A 25,786-nucleotide genomic window follows, 5' to 3' on the forward strand; every position below is an offset into this window, starting at 1 on the left:
GCGCCTTTTCTACTTGGCGTTTTCTAGTGTGCCGGACAGCGGCATCAGGAAATCCATGGTATAGCGGGTGGCCTTCCAGCCCGCCGCAGTGCGTGCCACGTTGAAGTAATAGCGGCCATTGACGGTGACGCTGCTGCCGTCCTTGCCGGTGCCCATGCCGATAACGTAGGCGCGCATCGTGGCGGTATCGCCGTCGAATGCGGTCACGGCAAAGTTGGTCAGATAGTGGGCGTGGTGCGCCATATTGGCAAAGACGTTGGTGAAGAAATTGCGGATGCCGCCGTGCCCTTCCAATGCGGCAAGACCGATGCCAGACAGATCGAAAACCGCGTCTTCGGTAAAGACATCGCAGATGGCGTCGATGTCGTTCATCGAATCCACGGCATGGGCGTATGCGACCATCAGATCCTGAATCGCAAGGCGGTCTTCAATCGGGCACTGCATCAGGCGATCATCCTCTTGTAATTGTATTTATTTGATTTTTTATGTTTCCCCAAGGAAACATCTTCAAGTGAACAGGGGACGGATCGGATCGGTCACGCCGTCCCAGTCCGCCGCGCCCTGCGCAATGCGGGCAAAGGCGGCGGCCTGATTTTCGTCCTGTTCGACAATTTCGATCATGCAGCCGATGGCGGGCGCGGTATCGATATAGCAGAAGCGCATCGCACCGAATTTGCCATCAATCGCCACGGCAAAACCCTGATCGACATAGCGCTGGCGCGTGGCATCGTATGCGTCGGTATAGATGCAGAAGTGGTGGAAGCCCTGTTCGCCCTTGGCAATGGTATCGCGGTAGGCGCTGGGACGGTCGCAGTGCTGCTGGATCAGTTCGATCTGCACCCCGCCCGACTGGGCCAGCGCCACCGAAAAATCGATGCCTTCAGATAGTGCTCCGCGATAGGTCGCTTCGGCAAGCTGGATGTGCGGGACCATAAAGAACGGCCCGATACCGGTGGTGGCGATCCATGCCTGTGCCGCCGCCTCAACGTCATCGACGATGAAGGCGGCTTGCATCAGGTGCGGACCGACCTGACCGGGCGTTATCGTAGTCCCGCCCACCATGGTCAGGATTTACCCTGAACCATGTCATTCAGCTTTTCGTGGAAGCGCTGCACGCGCTTTTCCTGTCCGGGCAGGATGCAGCCCTTGAACCCGCGCGAATTGAGGCCCTGCTGCTGGGTGGTGCCGATGGACAGATCCTGATCCGCGACATAGCCGACCGAAACCCCGTCGCCATAAACCGAATGGCGCTGGATCGCGTCATGTTTGAACGGCGCGTTGCCGACCGGCGTGGCGATTTCCTTCATCTTGGCGTTTGGCGGATAAAGGCACCAGTGCTGGAACACGCACTTTTCGGGGTCGGTCGGGTGCGGCTCGGTGCGCAGGATCTGGCACTGTTCAGGCGACATGGTGAGTGTGAGGTTGGGGAACAGCGTGCAGTGGAAATAGTCCACAAGTTGCTGGTCGGTCATCGCGCTATAATCGTAACCGGCCTCCGCGCCGCGTTCGCGCTTGGCCTTGATGACGGCTTCGCGGATATCGGCGGTGCGACCGCGATATTCCTTGGGATCGATGCCCCATGCCTCGGCCGCTTCATAAAGGCCCGGCGGCACATCACCGCTGACGTAATCCTTGCGGCTAGTGGCCTGATGGCCAATCATCCACATGGAATTGTGGCCGTTTTCATACATTTCGAACAGGGTGGTGGGCAGCCCGTCGTTGATGAAAGTGGCCAGCTCCGGGTGGATGGTGGGCAGGTGGTAGCTTTCGTTGAAATTGTCGCGGATGATCTTCCAGTTGAAGTCGCAATCCGCCGACACGTTCAGCACGCGCACCCAGTTGTCCAGCTTGTAGCCGGCAAGGCGTTCGGTGAAGGGCCACAGCCATTCGTGCAGCGGGGCGACATCATCGTCCATGCACCAGAACACGAACGGCCCCCAGGTTTCGCAGCGCAGTTCGGACAGCTTTACCTTGCCGCAGGGGTTACCACCGGCGAAGTCATCCGGATCTTGCACATGAACCAGCGTGCCGTCGGGATCGAACTGCCAGCCATGATAGCCGCAGGTAAGGCGCGGGCTTGAACCGGCATCGCCCAGAACCAGACGGTTCCCGCGATGGGGGCAGGTGTTGTAGAATGCCTTGATCGACCCGTCTTCCTGACGGACCATGACGACCGATTCCTTGCCGAAGTTGTGGCGGATGAAATCGCCTTCTTCTTCAAGGTCTGCCATCACGCCGCCCAGATGCCACACCTTGGGCCAGAGGTGCTTGTTCTCAAGCTCCATCCATTCGCGCGTGATATAGCGGTCAGCGGTGATGGTGTCGCCGCGCACGGCAACATCGAATTCCGGGGAATAGCGTGACAGCTTTTCTTCGACGGTCATTTCGGCATCCTCAAAGTCATGGTGAAGCGGCCTTTCGGGCGGGCTTTTGGGGCCATTCGCTTCTGTCCGGCAGGCGTTGCCAGAACCGGACGAAATCCCGTCCGGGTGGAAACCGCCCAGTTTACTTTTCTCCCGGTAAAGGTGCCAGCGCCACTCGTCATTCTCGCAGGTTTTGATCCTTGCGCGAACAGATGGGCGATGCAGGCCTCTTCCCTGGCGCTCTATAAAACCGGCAACCTTACCTGTTTTATGATCTCGCCTTCGATTCGGCTCAAGCTGATAGTTGCGCTAGTTGCTCCATTCGAGTTCCACGCGGCGCAGCGCGCCAACGATTCCGGGCACGGGCGACAGATCGCTGGTGGGGGCAAGGCGGAAATCGGGGATGCGGCGCAGCCATTCTTCCAGCGTGATCGCCACTTCCTTGCGCGCCAGTTCCTGCCCCGGACACATATGCGGGCCGCTGCCGAAAGTGGAATGGCGCGCGCGGGTGCGGGCAGGATCAATCGCCAAGGGATCGGGATTGATGCGCGAGTCCAGCCCGTGAACCTGTGTGGGGATGGCGATCATGTCGCCTGCTTTCAGATGAACGCCATGAAATTCAATGTCATGGCGCACTTCGCGGGCGATGGAGACAAGGCCGAAGCGGCGGAACAGTTCGTTGACGACCGGGGTTACGTCTGGCCCCCGCGCTTTCAGATCGGCGCGCAGGGTCGGGTTATCGGCCAGTTCGCGGATGATGAAGCCCAGCACGTTGACCACGGTATCCAGCCCGGCGATGAGGACTTGCGTGGACAGCGACACCGCTTCGTCGCGAGTCAGGCGGCGTCCCGCGAAATCGGCGGTCAGCATGGCGCTGAGCATGTCGTCACCGGGATTGGTGCTGCGTTCATCCACCAGCGGGCCGACATAGGCAAAGAACGCGGCGCGGGCCTGTTCGAATGTCATGTCCATGCCGGGGCGCGTCATGCATTCGGCCCAGTGGCGGATCTTGGGCGCTTCGGATGCGTCAATATCCACCAGTTGCATGAACACGCGGATCGGGAACTGTTCGGCAAATTCGGTGGTGAAATTGCAGTGGCCGCGACTTGCAAAGCTTTCGATCAGTTCCACCGCCGTGGCGCGGATACGTTCGGTCAGGCCCCGGATCGCGGCAGGATTCAGATTGTCGTTCAACAACTTGCGATAGGGACGGTGTTCGGGCGGATCGATGGTGGTGGGGATCAGCCCGTGCAGTTCGCCCACCGATTTGGGCAGCACGATGACGCGCGATGAAAAGCGCTGGGCATCGGACTGCACATCCTGAAGCGCCTGTCCGCCCAGCGCGATCCAGTGGCCTTCATTGCGCGGGGTCCACACCACGGCGGGATTATTGGCGCAAAGGTCGCTCCACGCTTTGTGAAAGCCGTGTTCGGCAATGCCGGGCGGCATGTAGATATCGATATCGACAACCCGGTCCGCCGGGACGTTTGCCGGAAGAACGGCATCAAGCGTCTGGTCCATGCCCATGATCCTCTCAAAACTTTATGGTTTTGCGGTATCATGGGCCGGGACAGGCGATCAGGCGCTTGGCCTTTTGGACAGGTGGGGCAATGGCCTTGCGAAACTACTGCGGAGCGACCCAGCGGATGGCGTTTTCCACCAGTTGGCGATAATGCGGGCTGTCGTAGGCCGATGGGCCGTCGCCCGGTTGCAGATAGACAAGGCGGCTGTTCAGCGTCTGCTTGGCCCAACCGATCAGGTTCGATCCTGCCGGATGGTCCCAGCCATCGCGGCAGTGCATCTGCCCTTTCACGGCAAGGTCCGCCGACCAGAAATGGTCCCGATCAAACGCGGCGGATGACCGCAGCAGGGGCGTCACGTCATCTTCGAACACTTGCCCCAGATACAGCTCGTCAGTCAGGGTAAAGGTGGCGGGCAGACCGGCGGTAACCGGGTGGCCGGGCGTGACGGCAATGTCGTGCGTGACATCATGGGCATAGCCGCTGTCGGCCACTGCCTGCCCGCGCACCTCGCCGGGATGATACAGGAACTGCCCGCCCAGCCATTCGTGATATTCCGCCCATGTCGGCCATCCTGCCAGCGCATGGTGCAGCGCGACCACGCCGGTCCCCTGTTCCAGTAGCGCGCGAAAGCCCGCTTTCAGGCTATCGTCGGGTTCAAGGTAAAGCGGGGCGTTTTCAGGGGCTTCGAAGTCCAGCCCCGGCATGTCATACAGCACCAGCACATCGAACCCGCGCATCCCGTCAGGGTTCATCAGGCGGGCGGCGGCGGGCTGATCGACCATGGTGGCGCTGATGCCGTCCATCGCCTGAAACACGGCGTCAAAGGCGGTGCGATCAAACGGGTGGCCGCGCACGGCGACAAGGCATTGCAGCGGCGCGCGGTGGCGGATAATCGGCATCAGGGTGCTACCTTCACGATCACTTTGCCCACCGCCTTGCCCGACAGCATCCGGTTATAGGCTATCAGCACGTTGTTCAGCCCCTGCGTTTCATCAAGGTTGACGCTCAGCGTTCCGGAATCGACCCATCGGCGCAAGGTGGGCAGGAATTCCGCCCCGCGATGCAGGAAATCGGGGATGAAGAAGCCTTCAATGCGCAAGCGGCGCATCAGCACCTGATCGAACCGTGCAGGGCCGGGCAGGGGGGCGTCGTTATCATAAGCGGCAACCATGCCGCACACGGCTACCCGGCCATAATGCGCCATGTTGGGCAGAACCGCATCCAGCAGCGGGCCGCCGACATTGTCGAAATAGGCGTGAACCCCGCCTTCCACCTGGGCAAGCCGCGCGGCCACATCGTCGGCCTTGTAGTCGATGGCGATGTCGACGCCGAGTTCTTCGCGCAAGTAGCGGCACTTTTCTGGCCCGCCCGCTATGCCGATGACCTTGGCGCCAAGGTTGCGTCCGACCTGACAGGCCATGCTGCCTGTGGCTCCAGCGGCGGCGGAGACCACCAGCCATTCGCCGGGCTTGATCGCGGCCACTTCCTTGACCCCGACATAAGCGGTCCACGCATTCATGCCCAGTGCGCCAAAGTGGTGGCGCACATCGGCCACGCCGTCGTCCACCACTTCCAGCCCGGTCAGCGCGGGCGTCATCGTGGCATATTGCGCCCACTGGCCAAAGCCGCGCACCAGCGCGTCCACAGGATAGGCAGGATCACGGCTTTCGGTCACGCGGCCCAGCACCAGCCCGACCATTTTTGACCCCAGCGGCAGCGGCGGCTGATAGCCATCGGTACGCGGGCTCATCCACATGCGGGTGCCTGCATCCATCGACAGCCAGCCCACCTTTACCCGCACTTCGCCATCGCCAAGCGGTGCAAGATCTTCGGTCTGCATTGACAGGGCACTGGCAAAATCGTTGCCTTGCGGATGATTGTCGAGCTGCCAGAACTGGTTGGTGGTCATGGGTTGTGCATCCTCTTTGCCCAAGGGTTCGCAAAGCCCCTGCGCGGCGGCAACTGGTCAATCTGCCAAGAACAAACGCCCGCCCCAGTGAAGGGAGCGGGCGTCTGCATTTGTATTGGTGGTCGATCGGATCGATCAGAACTCTACCTGAAGCTCCACGCCCCAGGTGCGGTTCGGGATGCGGTCGCTGAACCAGAACGGCCCGGCATAGCTCGACCGGACAATTCGGCCACCGCCATTGAAGGCATCGTTGATGAAGGCCGAAATCTTGTATTGCTTCAAACCGTTCATCGCACCGGTAAAGGTGATCGCGCCGTCAATCGAGGTGTGCGCGGGGATCAGTTCGCGGCGCAGGCCGGAATAATCCACGCTCGATTCCGTGACGTATTTGCCGACATACTTAAGGTTGGTGCCGAACATCAGCGAATTGTCGCCGCCCAGATCGAAGGTGTAATCACCGCCGATGCTGGCGTTCCATTCCGGCGCATAACGCAACTGCTTGGTTGCGCTGATGTCATTGCCAGCCTGATCGAGGAATTCCAGATACTTGGCCTTGAGGTAGCCTGCCGAGCCGAACAGGTTCATTTCGGGCACCGGGCGAAGCTGGGCTTCGAGTTCCACGCCCTGGAACCGCGCCTTGCCCGCGTTTTCAACGAACGTGATCGTTGATGCCGGGTTCAGCGGGTTGGTGCGGATCTGGTCTTCCTGCTTGTCACGATAGTCGGTCTGGAACACCGTGATGTTGAAGATGGCGCGATTGTCCCAGAACTTCGTGCGCAGACCTGCTTCATAGCTGTCGACCGTTTCGGGATCGTATGGTCCGATGGTTTCGGCCAGCGAGCCGGGACGGCCATTCCAGCCACCCGAACGGAAGCCGCGCGACCATGAAGCATAGAGCATCACGTCATCGGCAAGCTGCTGGTCAACCGAAACGCGCGGGGTGAAGCGGTTGAACGACAGGTGCGGATTGGCGCAGGGCGCATAGGCCGACGTCGGATCGGGGCAGGAATAGGCTGGCGTGGTGTACGGCGCCGGCTTGGTGACGTGGAAGTCCTTGGTTTCGTGCGTATAACGGCCGCCCACGGTGATCCGGGTGGTGGGCGTAACCTTCCAATAGGTTTCGGCAAACGCGGCATAAGACTTCACCGTCTGACCCGCGCTGAACTGGTCAACCAGATTGGCCGGGTTGCGCGTGCCATCGGCAACATAAACTTCCTGGCTGTCGAGAGCATAGGTCGATTTGAAGAAGTAAACGCCTGCAACCATGTCGAACATGCCACCGAAATCGGTGTCGACACGCAGTTCCTGACTGAACTGATCGCCGTGCAGTTTGCGCACAGGATGGAAGAACGGCGTGTTCGGCGCAATCGCATCGCCGATATTGTCGATATCCAGCGAGTCCTTATTCTTCATGTAGCCGGTGACCGAGGCAATCGTGAAATTGTCGGCCTTGTACTGCATGTTGAGCGTGACGTTATCGGCATCAAGCGGGGCATAGAACGGCAGACCGCCGAACGATGCGCGGAAGCCGCTGCCTTCGTATTCGTCCTTGTGCGCGCTGTAGCAAAGGCCAACGTCGCAGGCCAGTTCGCCTGGAATCGACTGGTTGACCGGGTTGGGATAGTGTGAACGGTCGCGCAGGTGTTCATAGGTGACCAGCGCTTCGAATTCGGGCGTCGGCGTGAACAGCAGGCTGGCTTGAACATCAAGGCGATCAAGGCCCGGTTCAGCCTTTCCGGTGCTGGCGTCATACGTGAAGCTGTTGGAATTGATCGAGAAAATGCCGACTTTCAGCGCCAGCACATCCTGAATGACCGGCGCGTTGAACACGCCGCGATAATCGTTGCGGCCATAAGAACCGGCGGTTACCGCCAGCTTTGCGCCCAGTTCGCCCGTGGGGCGCGAACGCCGCACGTTGATGATGCCGCCCACGGTGTTACGGCCAAACAGCGTGCCTTGCGGGCCGCGCAGCACTTCGATGGATTCCACGTCGAACATATCGACCAGCGCGCCGGTGTTCGAGGCCAGGAAGATGCCGTCGATGGACGTGGCGACGGCCGGTTCGAACGAGCGTTCGATATCGGCAAAGCTGATACCGCGGATTGAGGCGGAAAGCGTAGCGCCCGAATACTGGACCTGACCAAGCTGGACGTTGGGGATATATTTGGTGACCGCGCGGATATCGGGCACGAAGCGGCTTTCCAGCGCGGTGCCGCTGATGGCGGACACGGCCAGCGGCACGCTTTGCACGTCTTCCACGCGCTTGCGGGCGGTGACGGTGATCTGTTCGATGCCCGCGCTGGGCGCAGCCTGCTGTTCTTCAGCCTCCTCAGCGTGAACGGTGCCTGCAGCCAGGAACGTGGCAGCCAATGCCGCAGCCTTGATCGCGCGGCGCGATCGGATGCTGATGAATGATGTATTGGCCAAATTGGAATGCCGTTGAATTTTCACGGTTCCCCCCCCTCGTGTTGTCGTGTGCGCGGCGCAGCAGCAAAGCTACCGTCCGCATCGCTTGGTATTGGGGAAAGTCGGAAACACTGATGCGCCCTGTAAACCGGTGCGGTTACAGGTGAATAGATTCGCAAATAGTAATTTACGGCGTCAACTTACCTTAACGCTTGCGGTTGTGCGGCATCAGTTTGCCCGACGTTTCTCTCCCGCAACAAAACGTATAGGGCACGGGTTAGGTAATGAACTGCGACAAATGTTAGTGACTTGGCGCAGGCGCCAGGGTGTGGGCCTAGGCCTGATCCTGACATGAAAACGGGGGCAAAGCCGCCAGACCTTGCCCCCGTTTTCGCCAATCCTTGTGCCGCGTCAGAAGTCGAAGCGCAGCGATCCTGAAAGAGTGCGCCCGTTGATGGAACGGGCAAAGCCTACCCCGCTGGCAGGGACAGATGCCTGATTTACTTCAAAAATGCCCATCGTATCGAACAGGTTGTTGGCATTCAGCGTCATGCGAATACGTGCGGTCGGGCGAAACTGGACGAAGGCGTTGACCACGGTGAAGCCGGGCATGACCAGCAGGTTGGAATCCTGCGCATAGCTTTTGGTGATGCCCACCACGCTGGCCCCGACAATCGCCTTGCCAAGATCCACTTGCGGGGTTGCGCTGAAGGTCCAGCTTGGCTGGTGGCGCGGTTCCTTGCCGGTCAGCGCAGGGTCAAGCCGGTCAGCGGTGATCTTTGCCCTTGTATACGTAGCGGCAAGCGCAAGGTTGAACGGGCCGTGTGCCCACGCCCCTTCCATTTCCAGACCGTCGGCCTTGTAACTGCGGTCGGTGCGGTTGGCCGAACCGTTCAGCACGTTATGATCGTCGGCGGTCACATGGAATGCAGTCGCATTGAAGGTTACGCCGCCCTTGCGGAATTTCAGTCCGCCTTCAAGCTGGTGAACCTTGTCGGCCTTGTCGCGAGTGGCGACATCGCCGGTGGCGTTGTTGACGACCGGCGTGAACAGGATCTTGTCGGCATTTGCCCGCGCGCCAAGGCTGTAGCGGGCAAAGACCGAAAATGGTTCGGCCACGCGATAGTTCACGCCAGCCGAATAATTGAGATAGCCATAGTTGTAGTTCACCGGGGCAGGCTGGGTAAGTGGCAGATAGGCCACGCGGGTTTCGGCCGTGCTGATAATGCCATCGCCGTTGATGTCGTAGTCGATCAACCCGTCGCGCCCGCCGCCAAGGTCTGCGCCGATCAGCGATCCGCGTACCCGGCCAATGTCATAGCGCAGGCTGCCGCCAATCGCGATCTTGCCGAAGTGGTAGTTAATCGACCCATAAGGCGCGAAAACGCGGTAATCGACGTCAAAGCTGCGGCGGAACAGGGCGCTGGCACGGCCGAACGAATAGTATCCGTTGAGCGTCTGGTTGACGCCCGCCGCATTGGCAATGTTGACCATGGCGGTCCCGGCATCGCCGTTGACGTCGATGTCCATGGCGGTGTGCAGCCAGGTTGTTTCCAGCTTTTGCGTGGCGAAATAGGCGCCCAGCGTGGTGGTCAGGTTGCCGCCTGACAGCTTCCACACTTTGGAGGCGCGAATATCGTTGGTGAAATTGTCGAGCGAGCGGGCGCGGACATAGGACACGAAATAGAGCGATAACAGGCCGTTGCCGTTAATCAGGCTGCCGCCGGGGATGGCCTGCCCGGACAGCGGGCCAGTGGCATAACTGGCGGTTGCGCCCGTGCCGGCTTGCCCTGCGGCAAAGGCTGACACGGTGCCGGCGTTGGACGGGAAAGCGCGGCTGAAATCACCACCATTGGCGGCATAGCGCGCTTTTTCGGTAATCGTCCACCCGGCCACGTCGAACTGCGTTTCAATGCCGACAGACTTTGATACCGCGTGCTGCCCGGTGTCGATGGGCAGGGCGGCCAACTGGTTGTTCTGGTCCAGCGTGACGACCGGGCCAAGATAGGGTGACAGCACCGAATCCTTGCGCAAGTCGAAGCCTGCGAAGTTCTTGTATTCCGGATCGTCGTTGGTGCCGGTGATGTTGACGAAATAGGGCGCGAAAGTGGGCGAGCGGTCATCCAGATACTTCAGGTAAAGCCGGACGTATCCGCCGCCTGCCAGATCGCGGGTGATGTTGAACTTCACCTGCCCGCCGCGCCAGCCATCAAAGCCGATGCGGCGCGGGCCCTCGCCCTGCCGATAAAATCCGCCGATGTGGAAGCGCGTGCTTTCCCCCAGCTTGCCGCCATAATCGAAATCCACGCGCTTCTCATCGTAATCGATGCCGCTGGAAAGCTGCACCGATCCGCCTTCGACATCGCCGGTGCGAGAGATGATGTTAATAAGCCCGCCGGGCGAATTGGATGCGAAGGTCGATGCCGATCCGCCACGGATGGTTTCGATCTGGGCGATGTTGAAATCGTTGCGCATGTAAACGTCGGTGCCGACATTGAACAAGTCGCCAAATTCCAGAACTGGCAGTCCATCTTCCTGAAACTGCATGTATTTCGACCCGCCAGCAGCCAGCGGCAACCCGCGCACGGTAAAGTTGTTGTTGCCTTCACCAATGCCCGATTCCACGCGCAGACCGGCCATGGCGCGCAGCACGTCGCCCAATGATCGCGGGCCGAATTTCTGGATTTCATCGCCTCGCAGCGCGCTGGTGGAGGTGGCGCTGTCCAACCGGTCGCGCCCCTTGGCAACGCCGGTAGAGAAGATTTCCTTGGGCGGCTGCGCTGGTGTTTCTGCCGCCGCTTTTGGCCCGGCTTCAGGCGCTGCGCCCTCTTCTGCATAAGCGGGGGTGACAAGCGCGATCTGCGCCGTGAACAGAAGAAGTGCGGTCTTACCCATCGTGCAATCGTCCTCTCCGGCAGGGCGTTGCGCACCCGGCGGTTTTGTGAAGGTTCGATTGCAGGCATTTAAACAGGTGTGATGATGCTGTGCCTAAACGGGACTATGGGTTCGCCCTAAGGTGAATGGGCTGGCATCCGGTGTGGAATGCGGGGGCGATCTGCCCCCGCGCGGATGGCATCAGCAGCCTTTTGGCCCATGCTGACGGTGGATATTGCGGAAAGAACGGCTTTTGAACAGCCACTTGCCGTCCACTTTTACGCATGTGTCTTCATAGACTCCACGGTCGCGCTTGGTCACGCCATCGTGGTCATACACTTCCGACGTGTAGCTGCGCATGGTGGCGGTATCGCCCGAAATTTCAATCGATCCGGGCCATGCTTCGAACATGATGCCGGGATAGGCCTTCATCGCTTCCACCCACATCGCCTTGATCGCGGGGCGGCCGCGCGTGGTGCCAAGTTCGGGGTAATCGGGCAGCGACCATTCGGCATCTTCGGCCCATGTCGCGGCCCAGTCATCCGCATGACAGCGGGTTACCGCATCGGCATAGGTTTCCAGCAGTTCGCGAATGGCGAGGCGGTCTTCAGCAGGGCCGGTGAACGGCATTTCAGGCTCTCCCAGACGTTGTGTCCTGAACCCAACCTAACCGCACACGACCGTCCCCGAACCTGTAGATTCAGCCAGCAAGGAACCGCAATCAGATCACGACGGGAAGTTCTTCCATGGTGGGCTGTTCATCGGGAACGCAAACCTGAATGTGTCCGCCTTCGACCCGCACGGCAAAACTGCGCAAGTCCTTGTAGGCTCCGCCGATGCAACGCCCGGTCGCCATTTCGAACCGCGCACCGTGCAGCGGGCACATCACCGCGCCGCGCCGTATGCGCCCGGTGGAAAGCAGCGCGGCCTGATGGGTGCAGCGATCGTTGACCGCAAAGAAGCCGTCATCGGTTTTTGCCAGCAGGACGTGCCAGCCACCGACTTTCGCGGACAATTTGCCTTCTTCGGGAAATTCGGATTCAGCAATCAGGGCGTGCCAGGTGTCGCTCACGTCAGTCTTGTCCTCAGGTCAAAACGATAGTCTGAATCGGGTCGGTGCCGCGATAATCCTTCGCGGCCTGCGCCACCATCGCATAGAAATCAACCAGCACCGGGGCCGGTGCATACAATTCCGTCATCACGCCCAGCGTGGCGGATGTATCGGCAAAGGCAAAGACGAAGCCGTCGGTCATTTCTGCCCGCAGCGCGCATGGTGCGCCTTGGGCAGCAAAACGCGCCAGTTCGGCGTCGACATCGTCCACCCATACGGCCACGTGATGCATCCCCCAACGCCCTGATCCTTCGGAAAAAAGATCGTGAAAGGGTGATGGGCCGGGATTGTTCTGGGCGACGAATTCCACCATCACATCGCCCCACTGGCCATAGGCAGAGCTATGATCGAGTGGGCGCTCCACCCCGCGATGCACCGCACGGGCAAGGGGGATGTTGTCGGCCACGAAGAACGGACCCGATCCGAAAGTGGCGTGGTGGGCGCGCGCGGCGGCCCGCACGTCCTCAACGAAAAACGCCACCTGCCGGATGGGCAGACTGGTCATACCGATGCGCCGCCATCCACGCGGAATTCCGCCCCGGTGGCAAAGGCGCTGGCGTCGCTGGCCAGAAACACCGCCATCGCGGCGATTTCTTCAGGCCGCCCCAGACGCTTGACCGGGTGGACGTCAACAAAGCTTTGATACAGCGCCTTGGGGTCGTCCGACTGGGCCAGAACCTTGTCGATGATGGGCGTGTGAATCGCGCCGGGGTGGATGGAATTGCAGCGGATGCCATAGCCCTTTTCTGCAAAGTGCAGCGCGCACGATTTGGTCATCAGCGTCACCGCCGCCTTGGCCGCGTTGTAGGCGACAAGGTTGGACGATGCCTTCACTCCTGAAAGCGAGGACATGTTGATGATCGACCCGCCGTGGGCCTTCATTTTGGGCAGCGCGGTCTGCATGCCCATGAACACGCCCAGCACATCGATATCCAGTTCATGCCGGAACTGGTCCAGCGTGATTTCCTCGATCGATCCAAGCGTGGTGATGCCGGCATTGTTGACCAGCACGTCAATCCGGTCACAGGTGGCGATGGCGGCGTCCCACGATTCTTGCCGGGTTACGTCCAGCGTGACGAACCGGGCATTGCCGCCCAGCTCTGCCGCCAGCGCCTGTCCCCCGGCGGCATCGATGTCGGCGATGACGACCGATGCACCTTCGGCCGCATAAGCGCGAACGATGGCTTCGCCCAAGCCCGATGCGCCCCCGGTGACGAGCGCGACTTTTCCATTCAGAACAGCCATTTGCAAAGCCTTCTTAAGCAATCAGTACAAGCGTTTTGCCAATGGTGCGCCCGCTCATCAGGTCGATGAAGGCTTCCGGCAGCTTTTCGATGCCTGACCGCACGTTTTCCAGCGGCTTCAGCCCGCCATTGGCGAAGAGGCGATCCAGCGTGGCCTGCGCTTCGCCCAGAACTTCGGGATGGTCATAGGTGATGAAGCCGCGCATCGTCAGCCGATTGACAACAAGCTGCCACAAGTTGCGGTTTCCATGGGGATTATCGGCATCGTTATATTGCGCGATCATCCCGCACACGGCGACCCGGCCATGCAGGCGCATGAGCGGCAGAATGGCGTCGAGCGTTTCGCCGCCGACATTATCGAAATAGACATCCACGCCATCGGGCGCAGCTTCGGAAATGGCGGCAGAAAGGTCTGACACTGCCTTGTAATCAATGGCAATATCTGCGCCAAGATCGCGCACGATCTGCGCCTTTTCTGGCCCACCGGCAAGGCCGATGACGCGGCAACCCGCTGCCTTTGCAAGCTGGACCACGGTGCTGCCGGTGGCCCCGGCGGCGGCGCTGACCAGCACGGTTTCGCCCGCCTTGGCCTTGCCGATTTCAAACAGCCCGACCCAGGCCGTCAGCCCGACCGGACCCAGCGCGCCCATGTAGTGCTGCAAAGGCACGCCCGGCGCGGCTTCGACCTTTTCCAGACCCAGCGCATCGCCCCGGATCACATAGTATTCCGACCATGTGGCCATGGTGCGCAGCAGCGTGCCGACCGGCCATGCCGCATCGTTCGATTCGACCACTTCGCCGAGCGACATGCCGCTGATCGGCGCGCCAAGCTGCACCGGCGGGAAATAGCTGGGGCGATCATCCAGAAAACCGCGAATGGCCGGATCGCACGAACAGACCCGCATCTTCACAAGGATTTCACCCGCGCCGATCGTGGGCATAGGCGCGTCCTTCAGCGCGAAATCATCCGGCACCGGAATGCCAGTAGGGCGGCGGGCCAGCGTGATCTGGCGGGCGATCTCAGGTTTTCTCTCCATGGCATATCCTTAGCGCGTGGTGGCGGCGTGCATCGCTAGCCATATCGCTAGGTTTCAGAAGCTGCCCGCATGGTCGATCCTGTCGCAAATTGAGAGGATTTTGCCATGAGCCTGACTCCAGATGAAATGATCCGTTTTGTCGACGATCTTTATGCCACGACCGGCGTGGGCGACTGGGACAAGGCGGCAGACATGCTGACCGATGATTTTGTGGTGACCGAGGCTGACGGTCTGGCCATGGCGGGCACTTATCGCGGCAAATATGCCCTGCGCGACCTTTATTCCAAGGTCATGGGCATGGTTGACGTGGCCGGGCTGGACCGGGTGGAGACGACCGCAGGCAAGGACCATGCCGTGACCATCCTGTCGTTCCGCTTCGCCGACCCATCGCTGGCCCCGGCAGAACTGTGCGAAATGTTCCGCTTCCGCGACGGCAAATGCTGTGAAATCAAGCCGTTCTACTTTGATCCATCGGCCTTCAACGCTGCTGTCGAAGCCAAGGCGAAAGCGACGGCATAAGCCGATGCGGCCCTGTCCGCGTTGCGGATAGGGCATGTGTTGACCCGCGATTGGCCCGCGAAACGGGTTGCCTTATCCCCGGCTGCCGGACAAAGACCCGGCAGCTTTGGGGAGCACCTGCGAATGAACCTGCGCCTTGAAATTGACGGACCGGTCGCCAACCTGCTGATCGACCGCGCGGACAAGCGCAACGCTTTCAATCTGGCCATGTGGCAGGCGCTGCCGGACTTGCTGACGCAGGCCGCAGCCAATCCTGCCGTGCGCGTGCTGGTGCTGAAAGCGGCCGAAGGCGGCGCATTTTGTGCAGGCGCAGACATTGCCGAACTGCTGGCCAACAAGGACGACGGCGCGTTCCACGCCGCCAACCAGCAGGCGATCAACCGCGCGCAGTTTGAACTGACCCGCTTTGCCAAGCCGACCGTGGCCATGGTTGAGGGTGATTGCGTGGGCGGCGGCTGCGGGCTGGCACTGGCCTGCGACATGCGTATCGGCGGTGAAAAGGCGCGTTTCGGGATTACCCCTGCCAAGCTGGGCCTTGTCTATCCGCTACATGACGTGAAGCTGCTGATCGATCTGGTGGGGCCGGGGCAGGCGCGGCGGCTGCTTTACACCGGCATGCTGATCGACGTTGCCGAAGCCCATCGCATAGGCCTGATCGAAGAACGCGCCGATGGCGAACAGGCGCTGGTGGACCAGATCATCGCGGCGTCATCCTATTCCCAAGGCGCGATCAAGGGCTTTGTGCGCAATGTGCTGGACGGGCAGGCGGCGGACGATGGGGCCAGCTTGCAGGTGTTTGCCGATGCGTTTGCCGGCGCGGATTTCCGTGAAGGGACCAGCGCGTTCGTGGAAAAGCGCAAGCCGAAGTTTTGATTTGCCGTCGGGCGGATTGAAGATTCCGCATTGCCGAAAAGCGGTGCCCCGGACTTGATCCGGGGCGCCGCTTGAAGGGTGGGCCAAATTTGTCCGTCTCAGGGCAGCAGCAAGGTTGATCCTGTGGTGCGGCGGGCTTCCAGATCGGCATGGGCTTCGGCCACTTGCGCCAGTGGACGGGTCTGGCCGATGGTGACGGATACTTTGCCGCTGCCGATCATGTTCCACACGCGGGCCGATCCGGCGGCGCGTTCATCGGCTTCGCGGTAGTAATCGTACAATGTGGGGCGGGTGCAGAACAGCGAGCCTTTTTGCGCCAGCAGGCCAAGCCCGACGCCGGTGACCGGGCCAGAAGCATTGCCGAAGCTGACGATCAGGCCGCGTCGTCCGGTGGAATCGACGCTGGCTTCCCATGTGTCCTTGCCCACGCCGTCGAACACCACGCGCACGCCTTTGCCACCGGTCAGTTCGCGGACCTGCGGGGCCACGGCATCGGTGGCATAGTTGATGACATGGTCAGCACCTGCTGCACGGGCGACATCGGCCTTAGCCGCCGTGGACACCGTGCCAATCACCGTCGCGCCGATGGCTTTGAGCCATTGCACCATCAGCAGGCCCACGCCGCCTGCTGCTGCGTGGACCAGCACCGTCATTCCGGCTTCGACCCGCGCGCAGCGTTCAACCAGACATTCGACGGTGAAGGCTTTCAGAATGGCAGCGGCGGCGGTCTGATCGCTGATCGTGTCGGGCAAAGCGAACAGGTGTTCGGCGCGATACAGACGCGCGGTGGCATAGGCGCCAAGGTCTGGCCCGAACGTGGCGACGCGGTTGCCCACGACAAGGCTGGTCACCCCTTCGCCCACAGCCACCACACGGCCTGCTGCTTCAACTCCCAGCCCGCTGGGCAGCGACAGGGGATAAAGCCCGCCGCGATGGTAGGTATCGATCATGTTGAGGCCGACGGCGGTATGTTCCACCAGCACTTCGCCCGCAGCGGGGGCGGGCAGGATGACATCGATCCATTCGATCACTTCGGGGCCGCCGTGGGCGGTGATGCGGGCCTGACGGGCGTGCATGGCAGTGTCCTTACAAAGCGGGATTCAGGCTATGAATACCAGATTCAGACGATTTTCTTGAGGATCGCGCGCAATTGCTCGAACGCCTCGGCACCGATTTTGGCGGCGATGTAATCTTCGGCGCTTTGCGATGCGGCCTGCAACGCGGGCATGACCTTTTCCCCGTCAGGCGAGATGAACAGGCCGATCATTTTGCCTTTGCCTGCCCGCCGTTCCACCCATCCGCGCTGCTCAAGGCGACCGATGATCGGCACCATGTTCGACCGCTGAATGCTCAACATGCGGCCAATCGAGCTTTGCGTGATTCCGGGGTTGGCGTGGATCACCATGGCCACAGCCACGTCGGGGTGGCGGACGGGCAAGTCCCCATAGCTGCTGTTCAGCACCTTCAGGCCCAGATTGCCGGTGCGGACCAGATGAAAGCCGACGAATGCCTCTAGCGGGTTCTTCATGGCGCCATCCCTAGCACGGGCCGCGCAACATGGCAGCTTCGTTATGTGCTATTGACCATAACATACCAGTTGTTATAGATTGACCTCAATAAGGAGACTCGCCGGAAATTCTGTTCCGTCCTTGTGATGTCGCAGGACCGGCAAGTAAAAAGTGCCGTAAAAACGGGAGGATGGATGATGAAACTGCATAGTGCGGGCGTGAGCCTGCTTGCCTTGACGCTTGCCGGTTTTCCGCTTGCCACACAGGCCCAAGAGGCCGCTCAGGCGGAAGAGCCGAAGACCGCAACCACCCAGGAAATCGTCGTTACCGCGCAGTTCCGCGCGCAGAACCTGCAGGATACGCCGTTGGCGATCACGGCGGTCAGCGGTGAACTGCTGGCCCAGCGCGGCCAAACCAATGTCAGCGAAATTGCGGCGCAGGCGCCCAACGTTACGCTGAAGCCGCAGGGGCAGGAACTTGGGCCGGGCATCATCGCCTTTATCCGCGGCGTGGGACAGACCGACCCCAACTTTGCGCTGGAACCGGGCGTGGGCATGTACATCGACGATGTATATCTGCCGACGCTGACCGGATCGCTGCTCGACCTGACCGATCTTGACCGCGTCGAAGTGCTGCGCGGGCCGCAGGGCACGCTGGCTGGGCGCAACTCGCTGGGCGGTTCGATCAAGCTCTATTCCAAGAAGCCGCAGGGCAGCAACACCGGCTCCATCGAAGTCACCTATGGCCGTTACAACCGGCTTGATGCGCGCGGGCTGTTCGACGTGAAGCTGGGCGAAAAGCTGTTCATGCGTGTGGCGGGCGTGACCAAGAACGTCGACGGTTACGTCAAGCGGCTTGACTACAACCTGACCCATCCGGGCACCAATGTGCCTACCTTTGCGCGCGGCGCAGACCCGGTGCTGGGCACGCTGGGCGGGCAGTCCTATGCGGCGGGCAAGGTCAGCCTGCGCTGGCAGCCGACCGACACGGTGGATATCAACCTGTCGGGCGATTACACCCGCGAACGCAACGAGCCGGGCGCGAACGTGCTGCTTTTTGCCAATACCTCGGCAGCATTTGACGGCCCCAACGCCACGTTCACCGGCGGGCGTCCGTTCCTGCAGGGCACCAATGGTGCGGGCGTGCCGCTGAACTGCGCCTTCGTGCCAAACGGCGTGAACAGCTGCGATACCATTTCGGGCTATGACCGCCGCTATATCTCTTATGCCACTTATGCCGATCCGGCGCGGCCTGACAGCCAGATGCCCTACAAGCCGACCTTTACCGATCCGCATTCGGACCTCGACAATTATGGCGCGGCGCTGACCATCGATGTCGATCTTTCCGATGCGTTGAAGTTCAAGTCGATCACGTCATGGCGCAAATATACCGCCGACTGGTCGTATGACTCGGACGGATCGCCCATCGCCAACAACAACCTGAACCAGACGCAGAAGAACCGGCAATGGAGCCAGGAGTTGCGCCTTTCGGGCAAGGTGCTGGATGATCGGTTGGACTTCACCGTGGGCGGGTTCTATTTCGATACGCGCGGGACGTTCACCGGGCGCATCAACCTGAACTATGCCGGCATCGACTTCCTGCACGGGCCTGATCCGACGCCCGCCAAGAACAAGGCGCTGTTTGCCAACGCCACCTTCGCGCTGAGCGACGCGGCGAACCTGACCGGCGGCATTCGCCAGTCGTGGGACGAAAAGGACTATGGCTATCAACGTCGCAATCCCGATGGCAGCGCCATTCAGGGACCGTGCAACTTCTTCCTGGGTGCGCCCACTGCAGGCCCGGCCGGAATTGGCAACCAGCCCAACTGCCTGCTGTTCGGGCTTAACGGGCTGACCGCCAGTTTCCGCGACAACCGTCTGGACTGGCGCGTGGCGGCCGATTACCGCTTCAGCCCGGAATTCCTGTTCTATGCGCAGGTTTCCACCGGGTATCGCGCAGGCGGCGTCAATCCGCGTCCGTTCTATCCCAGCCAGGCAACCGCGTTCAAACCCGAAACGATCACCGCCTATGAAGCGGGCTTCAAGTCGGACCTGTTTGATCGCCGGTTGCGCATCAACGTCTCGGCCTTCTTCAACGATTACAAGAACATCATCCTGTCGAGCGTGAATTGCCTCGATCTGGCCACGGCAGGTCCGGGCGGTTCGTCGCAGGCCACGCCCTGCCTGCGGCCGTCGAACGTGGGGTCTGCCCATGTGAAGGGCTTTGAAGTGGAAACGCTGATCCGCCCGTTCGAGAACTTTACCATCGACGGTTCGGTCAGCTATCTCGACTTCAAATACCAGAACGTCGACACCGCATCGACCGGGGTAAAGCTGACCGATGTGACGCCCTATACCCCCAAGTGGAAGGCGGCGTTCGGTGTGCAGTATGACGTGCCCGACGTACTGAAGGGCAACGTCACGCTGCGGCTTGATGGCGCTTACCAGTCAAAGATCTACACCGAAGCGGCCAATCTGGATTCGCTGTCGGTCAGCAGCACGGTGGTTGCCGGAACCTTCGGCTTCAACAATGCTGGTGGCGGCGGGCCGATCACCACGTTGCGTCTGTCGAACCGGATTGACGGCTACTTCCTCGCCAATGCGCGGGTGGGCTGGCAGTCGGAAGACAAGGATTGGGGCCTGACGTTTGAAGTGCAGAACCTGACCAACAAGTACTACTTCACCACGCTGTTGCAGGAAGCATTCGGCGCGGGCACCGCATCGGGCGCGCCGGGCCGCCCGCGCACATGGTCGGTCACGGCACGCCGTTCGTTCTGATCGGCAGGATTGAAGGATAAGGGCCGGGGCATCTCCAGACGGAGGTGCCCCAGTCTTTGTCATAGGCGTCTTTGTCATAGGCGCCTTTGTCATCGGCACCTTTCAGGCTTGGCGGTCGGGCGCGCATGTGCAAGGCACGCAGGCAATGCCGCTATCGAACCTGAAATCACTGACCCCGCGTCAGGCGGAACGCCGCCAACGCATTCTGGCCACCGCGCAGGCGCTGGTGGGCGAACTGGGTTATGATGCGGTGACCATGCGCATGATCGCACAGGAGAGCGACACGGCGGAAAAGACGCTGTACAATATCTTTGCCAGCAAGGACCGGCTGATTGCGCTGGCCGCGCATGATCGCACTGCCAGCATCTTTGTCACCGCCTTTGCCCGGCAACCGCAGGCAGGATGGCCGCGCCTGCGCGAATTTGCCCGCACTGCCGCCGACATGACGCTGGAAGGGCCATTGCTTTCTCGCACGCTGGCAGCGTTGCTGGTGGAACATGCCGACCATGCCGGGCTGGCCGGTATCTACGACGACCACGCCGGGCCGATCGTGCGCGACATGATGGATCAGGGCTTCTTGGAAGCGTCGGTACCGCTTGCCGAACTGGTCCGCACGCTGCGTCTGGCGGTGGTGGCAACGGTGATGTTCTGGTCGAAAGGTCAGATTGCCGATGCCGAACTGGCAGACTTCATGGTGCGGCGCTGCGCCGAAACCTTGTTGCCATATGCCACCGCGGCCGGGGCCGACCTGTTGCGACCGGCAGCGCGAGGGCTGTGATCGGCACCTGTGATTAATTACAGTGTGCTGTAATTTCCTTTGACGACCACCAGGCAATCTGGCTTCATCCCATCATACCGCAGCGAATGCGGACTGTTTGGGAGCCTGCGGGGATGTCACTTCAAGGTAAGATTGCGCTTGTTACTGGGGCCGCATCGGCGGCGGGGCTTGGCTTTGCCACGGCCCGCCTGCTGGCGCAGCGCGGGGCCACGGTCTGGCTGACCGATATCAACGGCGCTGGCGCACAGGCGCGGGCGGATGAACTTTGCGCCCAAGGGCTGGCTGCGCGGGGCATGGCGCATGATGTGACCAGCGCCGATGGCTGGGCGGCCGTGCTGGCCGCGATTGAAGGCATGGAAGGCGCTGGGCCGGACATTCTTGTCAACAATGCCGGTATCGCGGTGCTGCGCTGGACGCCCGATCTGGAGCCTGCCGAATGGCAGCGGCAGATCGACGTGAACCTGACCAGTGTCTATCTGGGCTGCCGCGCCGTGCTTGCCGGAATGCGCGCGCGCGGAACGGGCGGGGCCATCGTCAATATCTCGTCCGTGGCGGGACTGGTCGGCATTCCGGGCGCTTCGGCCTATGCCGCCAGCAAAGGCGGGGTGCGGCTTTATACCAAGGCGCTGGCAATGGAATGTGCGCGCGAGGGCATTCGCGTCAATTCTGTCCATCCCGGCGTGATCTGGACCGACATGCAGCAGGTGGCGATCAAGGATAACCCCGACCAGTACGATGCGATCAACGCGTCGATCCCGGCGGGCAAGATGGGCGAACCCGACGACATTGCGCAAGCTGTCGTGTTCCTTGCATCGCCTGCCGCCAAATACATCACCGGGGCCGAACTCGCCGTCGATGGCGGCCTTACGGCGCAATAAGCACACGGGAAAGGACCCTGATATGAGCCTGCGTGGACATGTTCCGACGCCGATGGACGGGCGCGATCCTTCGCACCTGCGCGGCGACAAGATCACTGGCGACCGCTATTATTCCAAGGACTTCGCCCAGAAAGAATGGGACCAGATGTGGACGCGCATCTGGCACATCGCCGGGCGCACCGCCGACATTCCCGAAGCGGGCGATTTCCTGGTTCACAATTTCATGAAGGAATCGGTGATCGCCGTCCGTCAGGACGATGGGTCGGTGCGCGCGTTCTACAATTCGTGCGGCCATCGCGGGATGCGCATGGTCAACGATTCCAGCTCGGTCGATGCGTTCCACTGCCCCTATCATGGCTGGAAATGGGGCATCGACGGAGTGCTGAAACATGCGCAGGACGCCGATGTCGATTTCAAGGCGGGTAACCCCTGCGGCAAGCTCAAGCTGAAGGAATTGCGCTGCGACATCTGGGGCGGGTTCGTGTGGTATTCGATGTCGGACGACAGCCCTTCGCTGGCCGAATTCCTTGATCCCATGCCCGAACTTTACAAGAACTATCCAATGGATACGGCGGTTCGGGTGGCGTGGTACCGCATCGAACTGAACGCCAACTGGAAGTTTGTGACCGACAATTTCTCGGAAAGCTACCACACCCGCACCGCGCATCCGCAAGTGCCGCCATGGATCGATCAGGACGTGGATTCTGCCCGCCACGAAATGTGGCCAAAGGGCCATGGCCGCACGGTGCAGCCGATGCGCCCATCGCTGTCAGACCGGCCCGAAGGTGGCGGAAACGCAATGTTCGAGGCCGAGATGGCCAAGTGGGATATCGATCCTGCAAAGTACGCCAGCTATGAAGATTTTGCGCTTCAGGGCTGGCACGATCTGAAAGCGGCCAAGCAGAAGCTGTGGCGGGAAAAGGGCTATGTCCATTACGAGCATATGGACGACGAGGAGATCACCGACAGCCCGCATACGGTGATGTTCCCCAATGTTACCATAAGCTTCCTGCCCGATAACCTGATCCTGTTCCGCAGCGAACCCCACGCGACCGACCCGGAAAAGTGCTATTTCGACCTGTGGTGCATGGCCTTTCCGGTAGAGGGGCAAACCGAAGTGCAGTCGATCATGGCGGGGATGAAGCCGCTGAAAGAAGTGGCGGAGTGCGAGCATCGCGTGTTTGACGGGGGGCGGGGCATTCCCGAACTTGCCGGGCAGATCGTCTATCAGGACATGGAACTGGCCGAAAACATGCAGGCGGGAATGCATTCGCGCGGGTATGGCGATGCCTATCTTTCGGACCAGGAAACCCGCATCCGCTTCTTCCATGAAGTGCTGAACGACTGGATCGAAGGTCGTCAGGGATAGGGTTTGTGGTGTCGTTTGGGGCATTTTGGCCAGGCAATTGCAATGTGTCCCAAACGACACCTAAACATACCCGAACATCCGCAGGCGGCACCAAGCCGCTGATAAAGAGCCACGAATGACACTTTACCCTTGGGCAAAGTGTCACGCATGACAAATGTTGGATTTGGGCCTTCGCAATGCACGCAAGGGATTCACATGAGTCCTGATTTGTGCTTCGTTGAATCCCGAAATGTTCCATGCAGTCATCCCTACTGGCGGCCTTGCAGATGACCGTTCCTCTCAAGGAGAGATGTCAGCGCTGCTGGTGCTGCTGGCATCGGCCAGCACCCGGCCGCGCTATGCCTTCATGGCGCTCAGCCTGATTGCCGAAGTCGCCAATGCCGAGGGTGAGGCGGGGCCGTTCATCCGGCGCAATGGAAAACAGTTCACCTTGCGCGACTGGCTGTGTGACGGGCTGGCCCCGATGGGAGGGCGCGACCCGCGCCGGGCCGCGCTGGCCGAGCGGGTGCGCGATGATCTGACGCTGGAGGGCCGCCTGCCCACAGACCCCCACGCCGCCGCGCTGGCAGTGGATGAAGAATTGCGCGAACGGGTGCGCACTTCGGGCAAGACCAATCTTTCGCGGGCGGTTTCTGAACTGGTGGCGGCGGGCCTGTTGCGGCGATATTATGCGGGCTATGCCGTGGATCATGCCAATCGGGGTGGGCAACGCCACGCGGTTTATGTGCTACAAGGACTGGCGCGGTGCCTTTTGCCGCGGAGCGGGCGCGCGGCGATGCCAAAGAAAGCCCCACCTGCGCCGCGTCAGGGGGAACTGCATTTCGTCTGACAGGTTCCTTGTGTGATGACGCATATGCAATGGCTTTCGGTGGCAATGCTTGCCGCGATGATGGGCCTGTTCCTGTGGGGGCGGTTTCGGTATGATGTGACGGCGGTGATTGCACTGCTGGGTGCGGTAGCGGTGGGGCTGGTCAAGCCGGCCGATGCCTTCACCGGATTTTCCGATGACATCGTGATAATCGTGGGATCGGCGCTGATCATGTCAGCAGCTGTGCAACGATCGGGCGTGATCGAAAGCGCGCTGCAATCCCTGGCTCAGCGCATCAAGCGGCCGCCTGCGCAGATGCTGGCGCTGTCCGCCGCGGTCGGGCTTTCATCCGGGCTTATCAAGAACGTGGGCGCGCTGGCGATGTTGATGCCGGGTGCCGTGCAGATGGCGCGCAAGAACGGATCTTCGCCGTCGCTTTATCTTATGCCCATGGCCTTTGCATCGCTGCTGGGCGGGCTGACCACGCTGATCGGCACATCGCCCAACATCATTGTCAGCCGTGTGCGCGAAGAAATGACCGGGCAGCCGTTCGGGATGTTCGATTACCTGCCCACCGGGCTTGCCCTGCTGGTGGTGGGGCTGCTGTTCCTGAGCGTGGGCTGGAGACTGTTGCCGACAGATCGGCATGCAGCCCGCGGCTTGGGTGAGGCGATCAACATTTCTGCCTATGTCATTGCCGCCACGGTGCGCGAAGGAACGCCGGTGGTGGGGCAGACCATTGGCGAGTTTCTGGCCCGCCATGATGAAAGCATTGAAGTCACCGGCCTGTTGCGCGGCGACATGCGTGGCGAAGTGAATGAAGACACCCATATCGGCATTGGCGATGTGCTGTTGCTGTCCGGCCAGCCCGACGCGCTGGAGCGGGTGGTGGCGACGGACAGGCTGGCCTTGCCGGGGGCAGGCAAGGAAGGCGATGGCGGCCCGCCCGACGATATTGGCGTGATCGAAGCAGTGGTGCGCAACGATTCCCCGCTGATTGGCCGCACCGCAGGACGGTTGCGGATGCGGGAACGGCTGGGAATCAACCTGATCGCCATTTCGCGCGAAGGCACAGCCCTGACCAATCGACCCGGCCGCACGGTGTTGCAGGCGGGCGACGTCATCGTGCTGCAAGGCCCGGTGGAAACCATGCCCGCGCGTCTGGCCGAACTGGGCGCGCTGCCGCTGGCCGAGCGCCAGATCAGGCTGGGATCGCGCCGTGCGCGCTGGTTGCCGCTGGTCATTCTGGCAGGGGCGATGCTGGCCGCAGGCAGTGCGGTGGTACCAGCCGCCGTAGCGTTCTTTGCCGCTGCCGGGCTGTGCGTGATTACCGGCGCGCTGCCGGTGGACGAAGCCTATGACGCAGTCGAATGGCCGATCCTGATAATGCTGGCAGCGCTGATCCCGGTCAGCGCGGCGTTGCAGACGACCGGCGCATCCGATGTCATCGCGCAGGAACTGGCCAACCTTGCCGTGCGCCTGCCCGCGTGGGGCGCCGTGGCGCTGATTCTGGTGGCAGCGATGGCGGTAACCCCGTTCCTGAACAATGCCGCTACGGTGCTGGTCATCGCACCGATTGCCGCCGTGTTTGCCGACAGACTGGGATATGCCCCCGAACCGTTCCTGATCGCCACCGCCATAGGTGCGGGGTGCGATTTTCTGACCCCCATTGGCCACCAGTGCAACACGCTGGTCCTCGGACCGGGCGGATATCGCTTTGGCGATTATGCCCGTCTGGGCGCGCCGCTGTCGCTACTGGTGGTGCTGGTGGGCACGCCACTGGTGTTGTGGTTCTGGCCTGTCTGACCG

General features: G+C 61.2%; 23 protein-coding genes. 8 read left to right on the forward strand and 15 right to left on the reverse strand.

All coding sequences use genetic code 11. The features are described 5' to 3' along the window. Window positions 1-9: 9 nt before the first annotated feature. The 13 genes from OVA07_RS18770 to OVA07_RS18830 form a co-directional block, all read right to left on the reverse strand. The gene (locus OVA07_RS18770; protein WP_268173217.1) at window positions 10-444 is read right to left on the reverse strand and encodes a nuclear transport factor 2 family protein; all 435 of its coding nucleotides are present in this window, start codon (window positions 442-444) and stop codon (window positions 10-12) included. A 63-nt stretch (window positions 445-507) separates the two neighbouring features. After that, on the reverse strand, window positions 508-1,062 hold the full coding sequence (locus OVA07_RS18775) for a VOC family protein (protein WP_268173218.1): 555 nt from the start codon (window positions 1,060-1,062) through the stop codon (window positions 508-510). 2 nt (window positions 1,063-1,064) lie between these two features. Beyond that, window positions 1,065-2,384 (reverse strand): aromatic ring-hydroxylating oxygenase subunit alpha, encoded by a 1,320-nt coding sequence (locus tag OVA07_RS18780; RefSeq protein ID WP_268173220.1) that lies wholly within the window; start codon window positions 2,382-2,384, stop codon window positions 1,065-1,067. 288 nt (window positions 2,385-2,672) lie between these two features. Beyond that, entirely contained in the window at window positions 2,673-3,884 is a 1,212-nt protein-coding gene (locus OVA07_RS18785) for a cytochrome P450 (RefSeq protein WP_268173221.1), read from the reverse strand. A gap of 103 nt (window positions 3,885-3,987) precedes the next feature. Continuing rightward, window positions 3,988-4,785, reverse strand: coding sequence for a ThuA domain-containing protein (locus OVA07_RS18790; RefSeq protein WP_268173222.1), 798 nt, complete (start codon window positions 4,783-4,785; stop codon window positions 3,988-3,990). Next, on the reverse strand, window positions 4,785-5,795 hold the full coding sequence (locus tag OVA07_RS18795) for an NADP-dependent oxidoreductase (RefSeq protein WP_268173223.1): 1,011 nt from the start codon (window positions 5,793-5,795) through the stop codon (window positions 4,785-4,787). The genes OVA07_RS18790 and OVA07_RS18795 overlap by 1 nt, the downstream gene beginning before the upstream one ends. Before the next feature lie 135 nt (window positions 5,796-5,930). Beyond that, window positions 5,931-8,222 carry a TonB-dependent receptor gene (locus OVA07_RS18800; RefSeq protein WP_268173224.1) on the reverse strand — a complete coding sequence of 764 codons (2,292 nt, stop codon included), beginning with the start codon at window positions 8,220-8,222 and terminating at the stop codon, window positions 5,931-5,933. A gap of 390 nt (window positions 8,223-8,612) precedes the next feature. Next, window positions 8,613-11,096 carry a TonB-dependent receptor domain-containing protein gene (locus OVA07_RS18805; RefSeq protein ID WP_268173225.1) on the reverse strand — a complete coding sequence of 828 codons (2,484 nt, stop codon included), beginning with the start codon at window positions 11,094-11,096 and terminating at the stop codon, window positions 8,613-8,615. Window positions 11,097-11,276: 180 nt separating this feature from the next. Beyond that, on the reverse strand, window positions 11,277-11,705 hold the full coding sequence (locus OVA07_RS18810; protein WP_268173226.1) for a nuclear transport factor 2 family protein: 429 nt from the start codon (window positions 11,703-11,705) through the stop codon (window positions 11,277-11,279). 91 nt (window positions 11,706-11,796) lie between these two features. Then, entirely contained in the window at window positions 11,797-12,147 is a 351-nt protein-coding gene (locus OVA07_RS18815; protein WP_268173227.1) for a Rieske (2Fe-2S) protein, read from the reverse strand. Between the two features lie 13 nt (window positions 12,148-12,160). After that, complete coding sequence (locus OVA07_RS18820; RefSeq protein WP_268173228.1) at window positions 12,161-12,691, reverse strand: VOC family protein; 531 nt, start codon at window positions 12,689-12,691, stop codon at window positions 12,161-12,163. Beyond that, window positions 12,688-13,431, reverse strand: a complete 744-nt coding sequence (locus tag OVA07_RS18825; protein ID WP_268173229.1) for a glucose 1-dehydrogenase — start codon at window positions 13,429-13,431, stop codon at window positions 12,688-12,690. Before OVA07_RS18825 ends, OVA07_RS18820 begins: the two co-directional genes overlap by 4 nt. A 13-nt stretch (window positions 13,432-13,444) precedes the next feature. Then, complete coding sequence (locus tag OVA07_RS18830; protein WP_268173230.1) at window positions 13,445-14,467, reverse strand: NADP-dependent oxidoreductase; 1,023 nt, start codon at window positions 14,465-14,467, stop codon at window positions 13,445-13,447. Window positions 14,468-14,572: 105 nt separating this feature from the next. Between OVA07_RS18830 and OVA07_RS18835 the strand changes: the two genes are divergently transcribed. Then, window positions 14,573-14,986 (forward strand): nuclear transport factor 2 family protein, encoded by a 414-nt coding sequence (locus OVA07_RS18835; protein ID WP_326493142.1) that lies wholly within the window; start codon window positions 14,573-14,575, stop codon window positions 14,984-14,986. 123 nt (window positions 14,987-15,109) lie between these two features. Then, window positions 15,110-15,859 (forward strand): enoyl-CoA hydratase/isomerase family protein, encoded by a 750-nt coding sequence (locus OVA07_RS18840; protein ID WP_268173231.1) that lies wholly within the window; start codon window positions 15,110-15,112, stop codon window positions 15,857-15,859. A 98-nt stretch (window positions 15,860-15,957) separates the two neighbouring features. Here the strand turns inward: OVA07_RS18840 and OVA07_RS18845 are convergent, their stop codons facing one another. Both OVA07_RS18845 and OVA07_RS18850 read right to left on the reverse strand, forming a co-directional pair. Continuing rightward, on the reverse strand, window positions 15,958-16,935 hold the full coding sequence (locus OVA07_RS18845; protein WP_268173232.1) for a quinone oxidoreductase family protein: 978 nt from the start codon (window positions 16,933-16,935) through the stop codon (window positions 15,958-15,960). 44 nt (window positions 16,936-16,979) lie between these two features. Continuing rightward, on the reverse strand, window positions 16,980-17,387 hold the full coding sequence (locus tag OVA07_RS18850; protein ID WP_268173233.1) for a MarR family winged helix-turn-helix transcriptional regulator: 408 nt from the start codon (window positions 17,385-17,387) through the stop codon (window positions 16,980-16,982). 174 nt (window positions 17,388-17,561) lie between these two features. Between OVA07_RS18850 and OVA07_RS18855 the strand changes: the two genes are divergently transcribed. The 6 genes from OVA07_RS18855 to OVA07_RS18880 all read left to right on the forward strand — a co-directional run bounded on the left by OVA07_RS18855 (window position 17,562) and on the right by OVA07_RS18880 (window position 25,783). Further along, window positions 17,562-20,144: a TonB-dependent receptor gene (locus tag OVA07_RS18855; protein WP_268173234.1), complete on the forward strand. Its 2,583-nt coding sequence runs from the start codon at window positions 17,562-17,564 to the stop codon at window positions 20,142-20,144. A gap of 145 nt (window positions 20,145-20,289) precedes the next feature. Continuing rightward, window positions 20,290-20,922, forward strand: coding sequence for a TetR/AcrR family transcriptional regulator (locus tag OVA07_RS18860; RefSeq protein WP_268173235.1), 633 nt, complete (start codon window positions 20,290-20,292; stop codon window positions 20,920-20,922). A 113-nt stretch (window positions 20,923-21,035) separates the two neighbouring features. After that, the gene (locus OVA07_RS18865; RefSeq protein WP_268173236.1) at window positions 21,036-21,800 is read left to right on the forward strand and encodes an SDR family NAD(P)-dependent oxidoreductase; all 765 of its coding nucleotides are present in this window, start codon (window positions 21,036-21,038) and stop codon (window positions 21,798-21,800) included. A gap of 22 nt (window positions 21,801-21,822) precedes the next feature. Further along, window positions 21,823-23,169, forward strand: coding sequence for an aromatic ring-hydroxylating oxygenase subunit alpha (locus tag OVA07_RS18870; RefSeq protein ID WP_268173237.1), 1,347 nt, complete (start codon window positions 21,823-21,825; stop codon window positions 23,167-23,169). A 229-nt stretch (window positions 23,170-23,398) separates the two neighbouring features. Beyond that, a complete protein-coding gene (locus tag OVA07_RS18875; RefSeq protein ID WP_268173238.1) occupies window positions 23,399-23,998 on the forward strand; it encodes a hypothetical protein in 600 nt (199 codons plus the stop codon). 15 nt (window positions 23,999-24,013) lie between these two features. After that, a complete protein-coding gene (locus OVA07_RS18880; RefSeq protein WP_268173239.1) occupies window positions 24,014-25,783 on the forward strand; it encodes an SLC13 family permease in 1,770 nt (589 codons plus the stop codon). Window positions 25,784-25,786 lie beyond the last annotated feature (3 nt).

Origin of the sequence: Novosphingobium sp. SL115 (assembly GCF_026672515.1) — a bacterium.
Classification (GTDB): Bacteria; Pseudomonadota; Alphaproteobacteria; order Sphingomonadales; family Sphingomonadaceae; genus Novosphingobium.

Bases quoted from the DNA above. Each gene is read 5' to 3' on its own strand.
- OVA07_RS18770 (WP_268173217.1), bottom strand. From the start codon at position 444: ATGCAGTGCCCGATTGAAGACCGCCTTGCGATTCAGGATCTGATGGTC.
- OVA07_RS18820 (WP_268173228.1), bottom strand. From the start codon at position 12,691: ATGACCAGTCTGCCCATCCGGCAGGTGGCGTTTTTCGTTGAGGACGTG.
- OVA07_RS18780 (WP_268173220.1), bottom strand. From the start codon at position 2,384: ATGACCGTCGAAGAAAAGCTGTCACGCTATTCCCCGGAATTCGATGTT.
- OVA07_RS18845 (WP_268173232.1), bottom strand. From the start codon at position 16,935: ATGCACGCCCGTCAGGCCCGCATCACCGCCCACGGCGGCCCCGAAGTG.
- OVA07_RS18835 (WP_326493142.1), top strand. From the start codon at position 14,573: ATGAGCCTGACTCCAGATGAAATGATCCGTTTTGTCGACGATCTTTAT.
- OVA07_RS18805 (WP_268173225.1), bottom strand. From the start codon at position 11,096: ATGGGTAAGACCGCACTTCTTCTGTTCACGGCGCAGATCGCGCTTGTC.
- OVA07_RS18860 (WP_268173235.1), top strand. From the start codon at position 20,290: ATGCCGCTATCGAACCTGAAATCACTGACCCCGCGTCAGGCGGAACGC.
- OVA07_RS18825 (WP_268173229.1), bottom strand. From the start codon at position 13,431: ATGGCTGTTCTGAATGGAAAAGTCGCGCTCGTCACCGGGGGCGCATCG.
- OVA07_RS18795 (WP_268173223.1), bottom strand. From the start codon at position 5,795: ATGACCACCAACCAGTTCTGGCAGCTCGACAATCATCCGCAAGGCAAC.
- OVA07_RS18830 (WP_268173230.1), bottom strand. From the start codon at position 14,467: ATGGAGAGAAAACCTGAGATCGCCCGCCAGATCACGCTGGCCCGCCGC.
- OVA07_RS18875 (WP_268173238.1), top strand. From the start codon at position 23,399: ATGTTCCATGCAGTCATCCCTACTGGCGGCCTTGCAGATGACCGTTCC.
- OVA07_RS18880 (WP_268173239.1), top strand. From the start codon at position 24,014: ATGACGCATATGCAATGGCTTTCGGTGGCAATGCTTGCCGCGATGATG.
- OVA07_RS18870 (WP_268173237.1), top strand. From the start codon at position 21,823: ATGAGCCTGCGTGGACATGTTCCGACGCCGATGGACGGGCGCGATCCT.
- OVA07_RS18865 (WP_268173236.1), top strand. From the start codon at position 21,036: ATGTCACTTCAAGGTAAGATTGCGCTTGTTACTGGGGCCGCATCGGCG.
- OVA07_RS18840 (WP_268173231.1), top strand. From the start codon at position 15,110: ATGAACCTGCGCCTTGAAATTGACGGACCGGTCGCCAACCTGCTGATC.
- OVA07_RS18810 (WP_268173226.1), bottom strand. From the start codon at position 11,705: ATGCCGTTCACCGGCCCTGCTGAAGACCGCCTCGCCATTCGCGAACTG.
- OVA07_RS18855 (WP_268173234.1), top strand. From the start codon at position 17,562: ATGATGAAACTGCATAGTGCGGGCGTGAGCCTGCTTGCCTTGACGCTT.
- OVA07_RS18775 (WP_268173218.1), bottom strand. From the start codon at position 1,062: ATGGTGGGCGGGACTACGATAACGCCCGGTCAGGTCGGTCCGCACCTG.
- OVA07_RS18790 (WP_268173222.1), bottom strand. From the start codon at position 4,785: ATGCCGATTATCCGCCACCGCGCGCCGCTGCAATGCCTTGTCGCCGTG.
- OVA07_RS18850 (WP_268173233.1), bottom strand. From the start codon at position 17,387: ATGAAGAACCCGCTAGAGGCATTCGTCGGCTTTCATCTGGTCCGCACC.
- OVA07_RS18785 (WP_268173221.1), bottom strand. From the start codon at position 3,884: ATGGACCAGACGCTTGATGCCGTTCTTCCGGCAAACGTCCCGGCGGAC.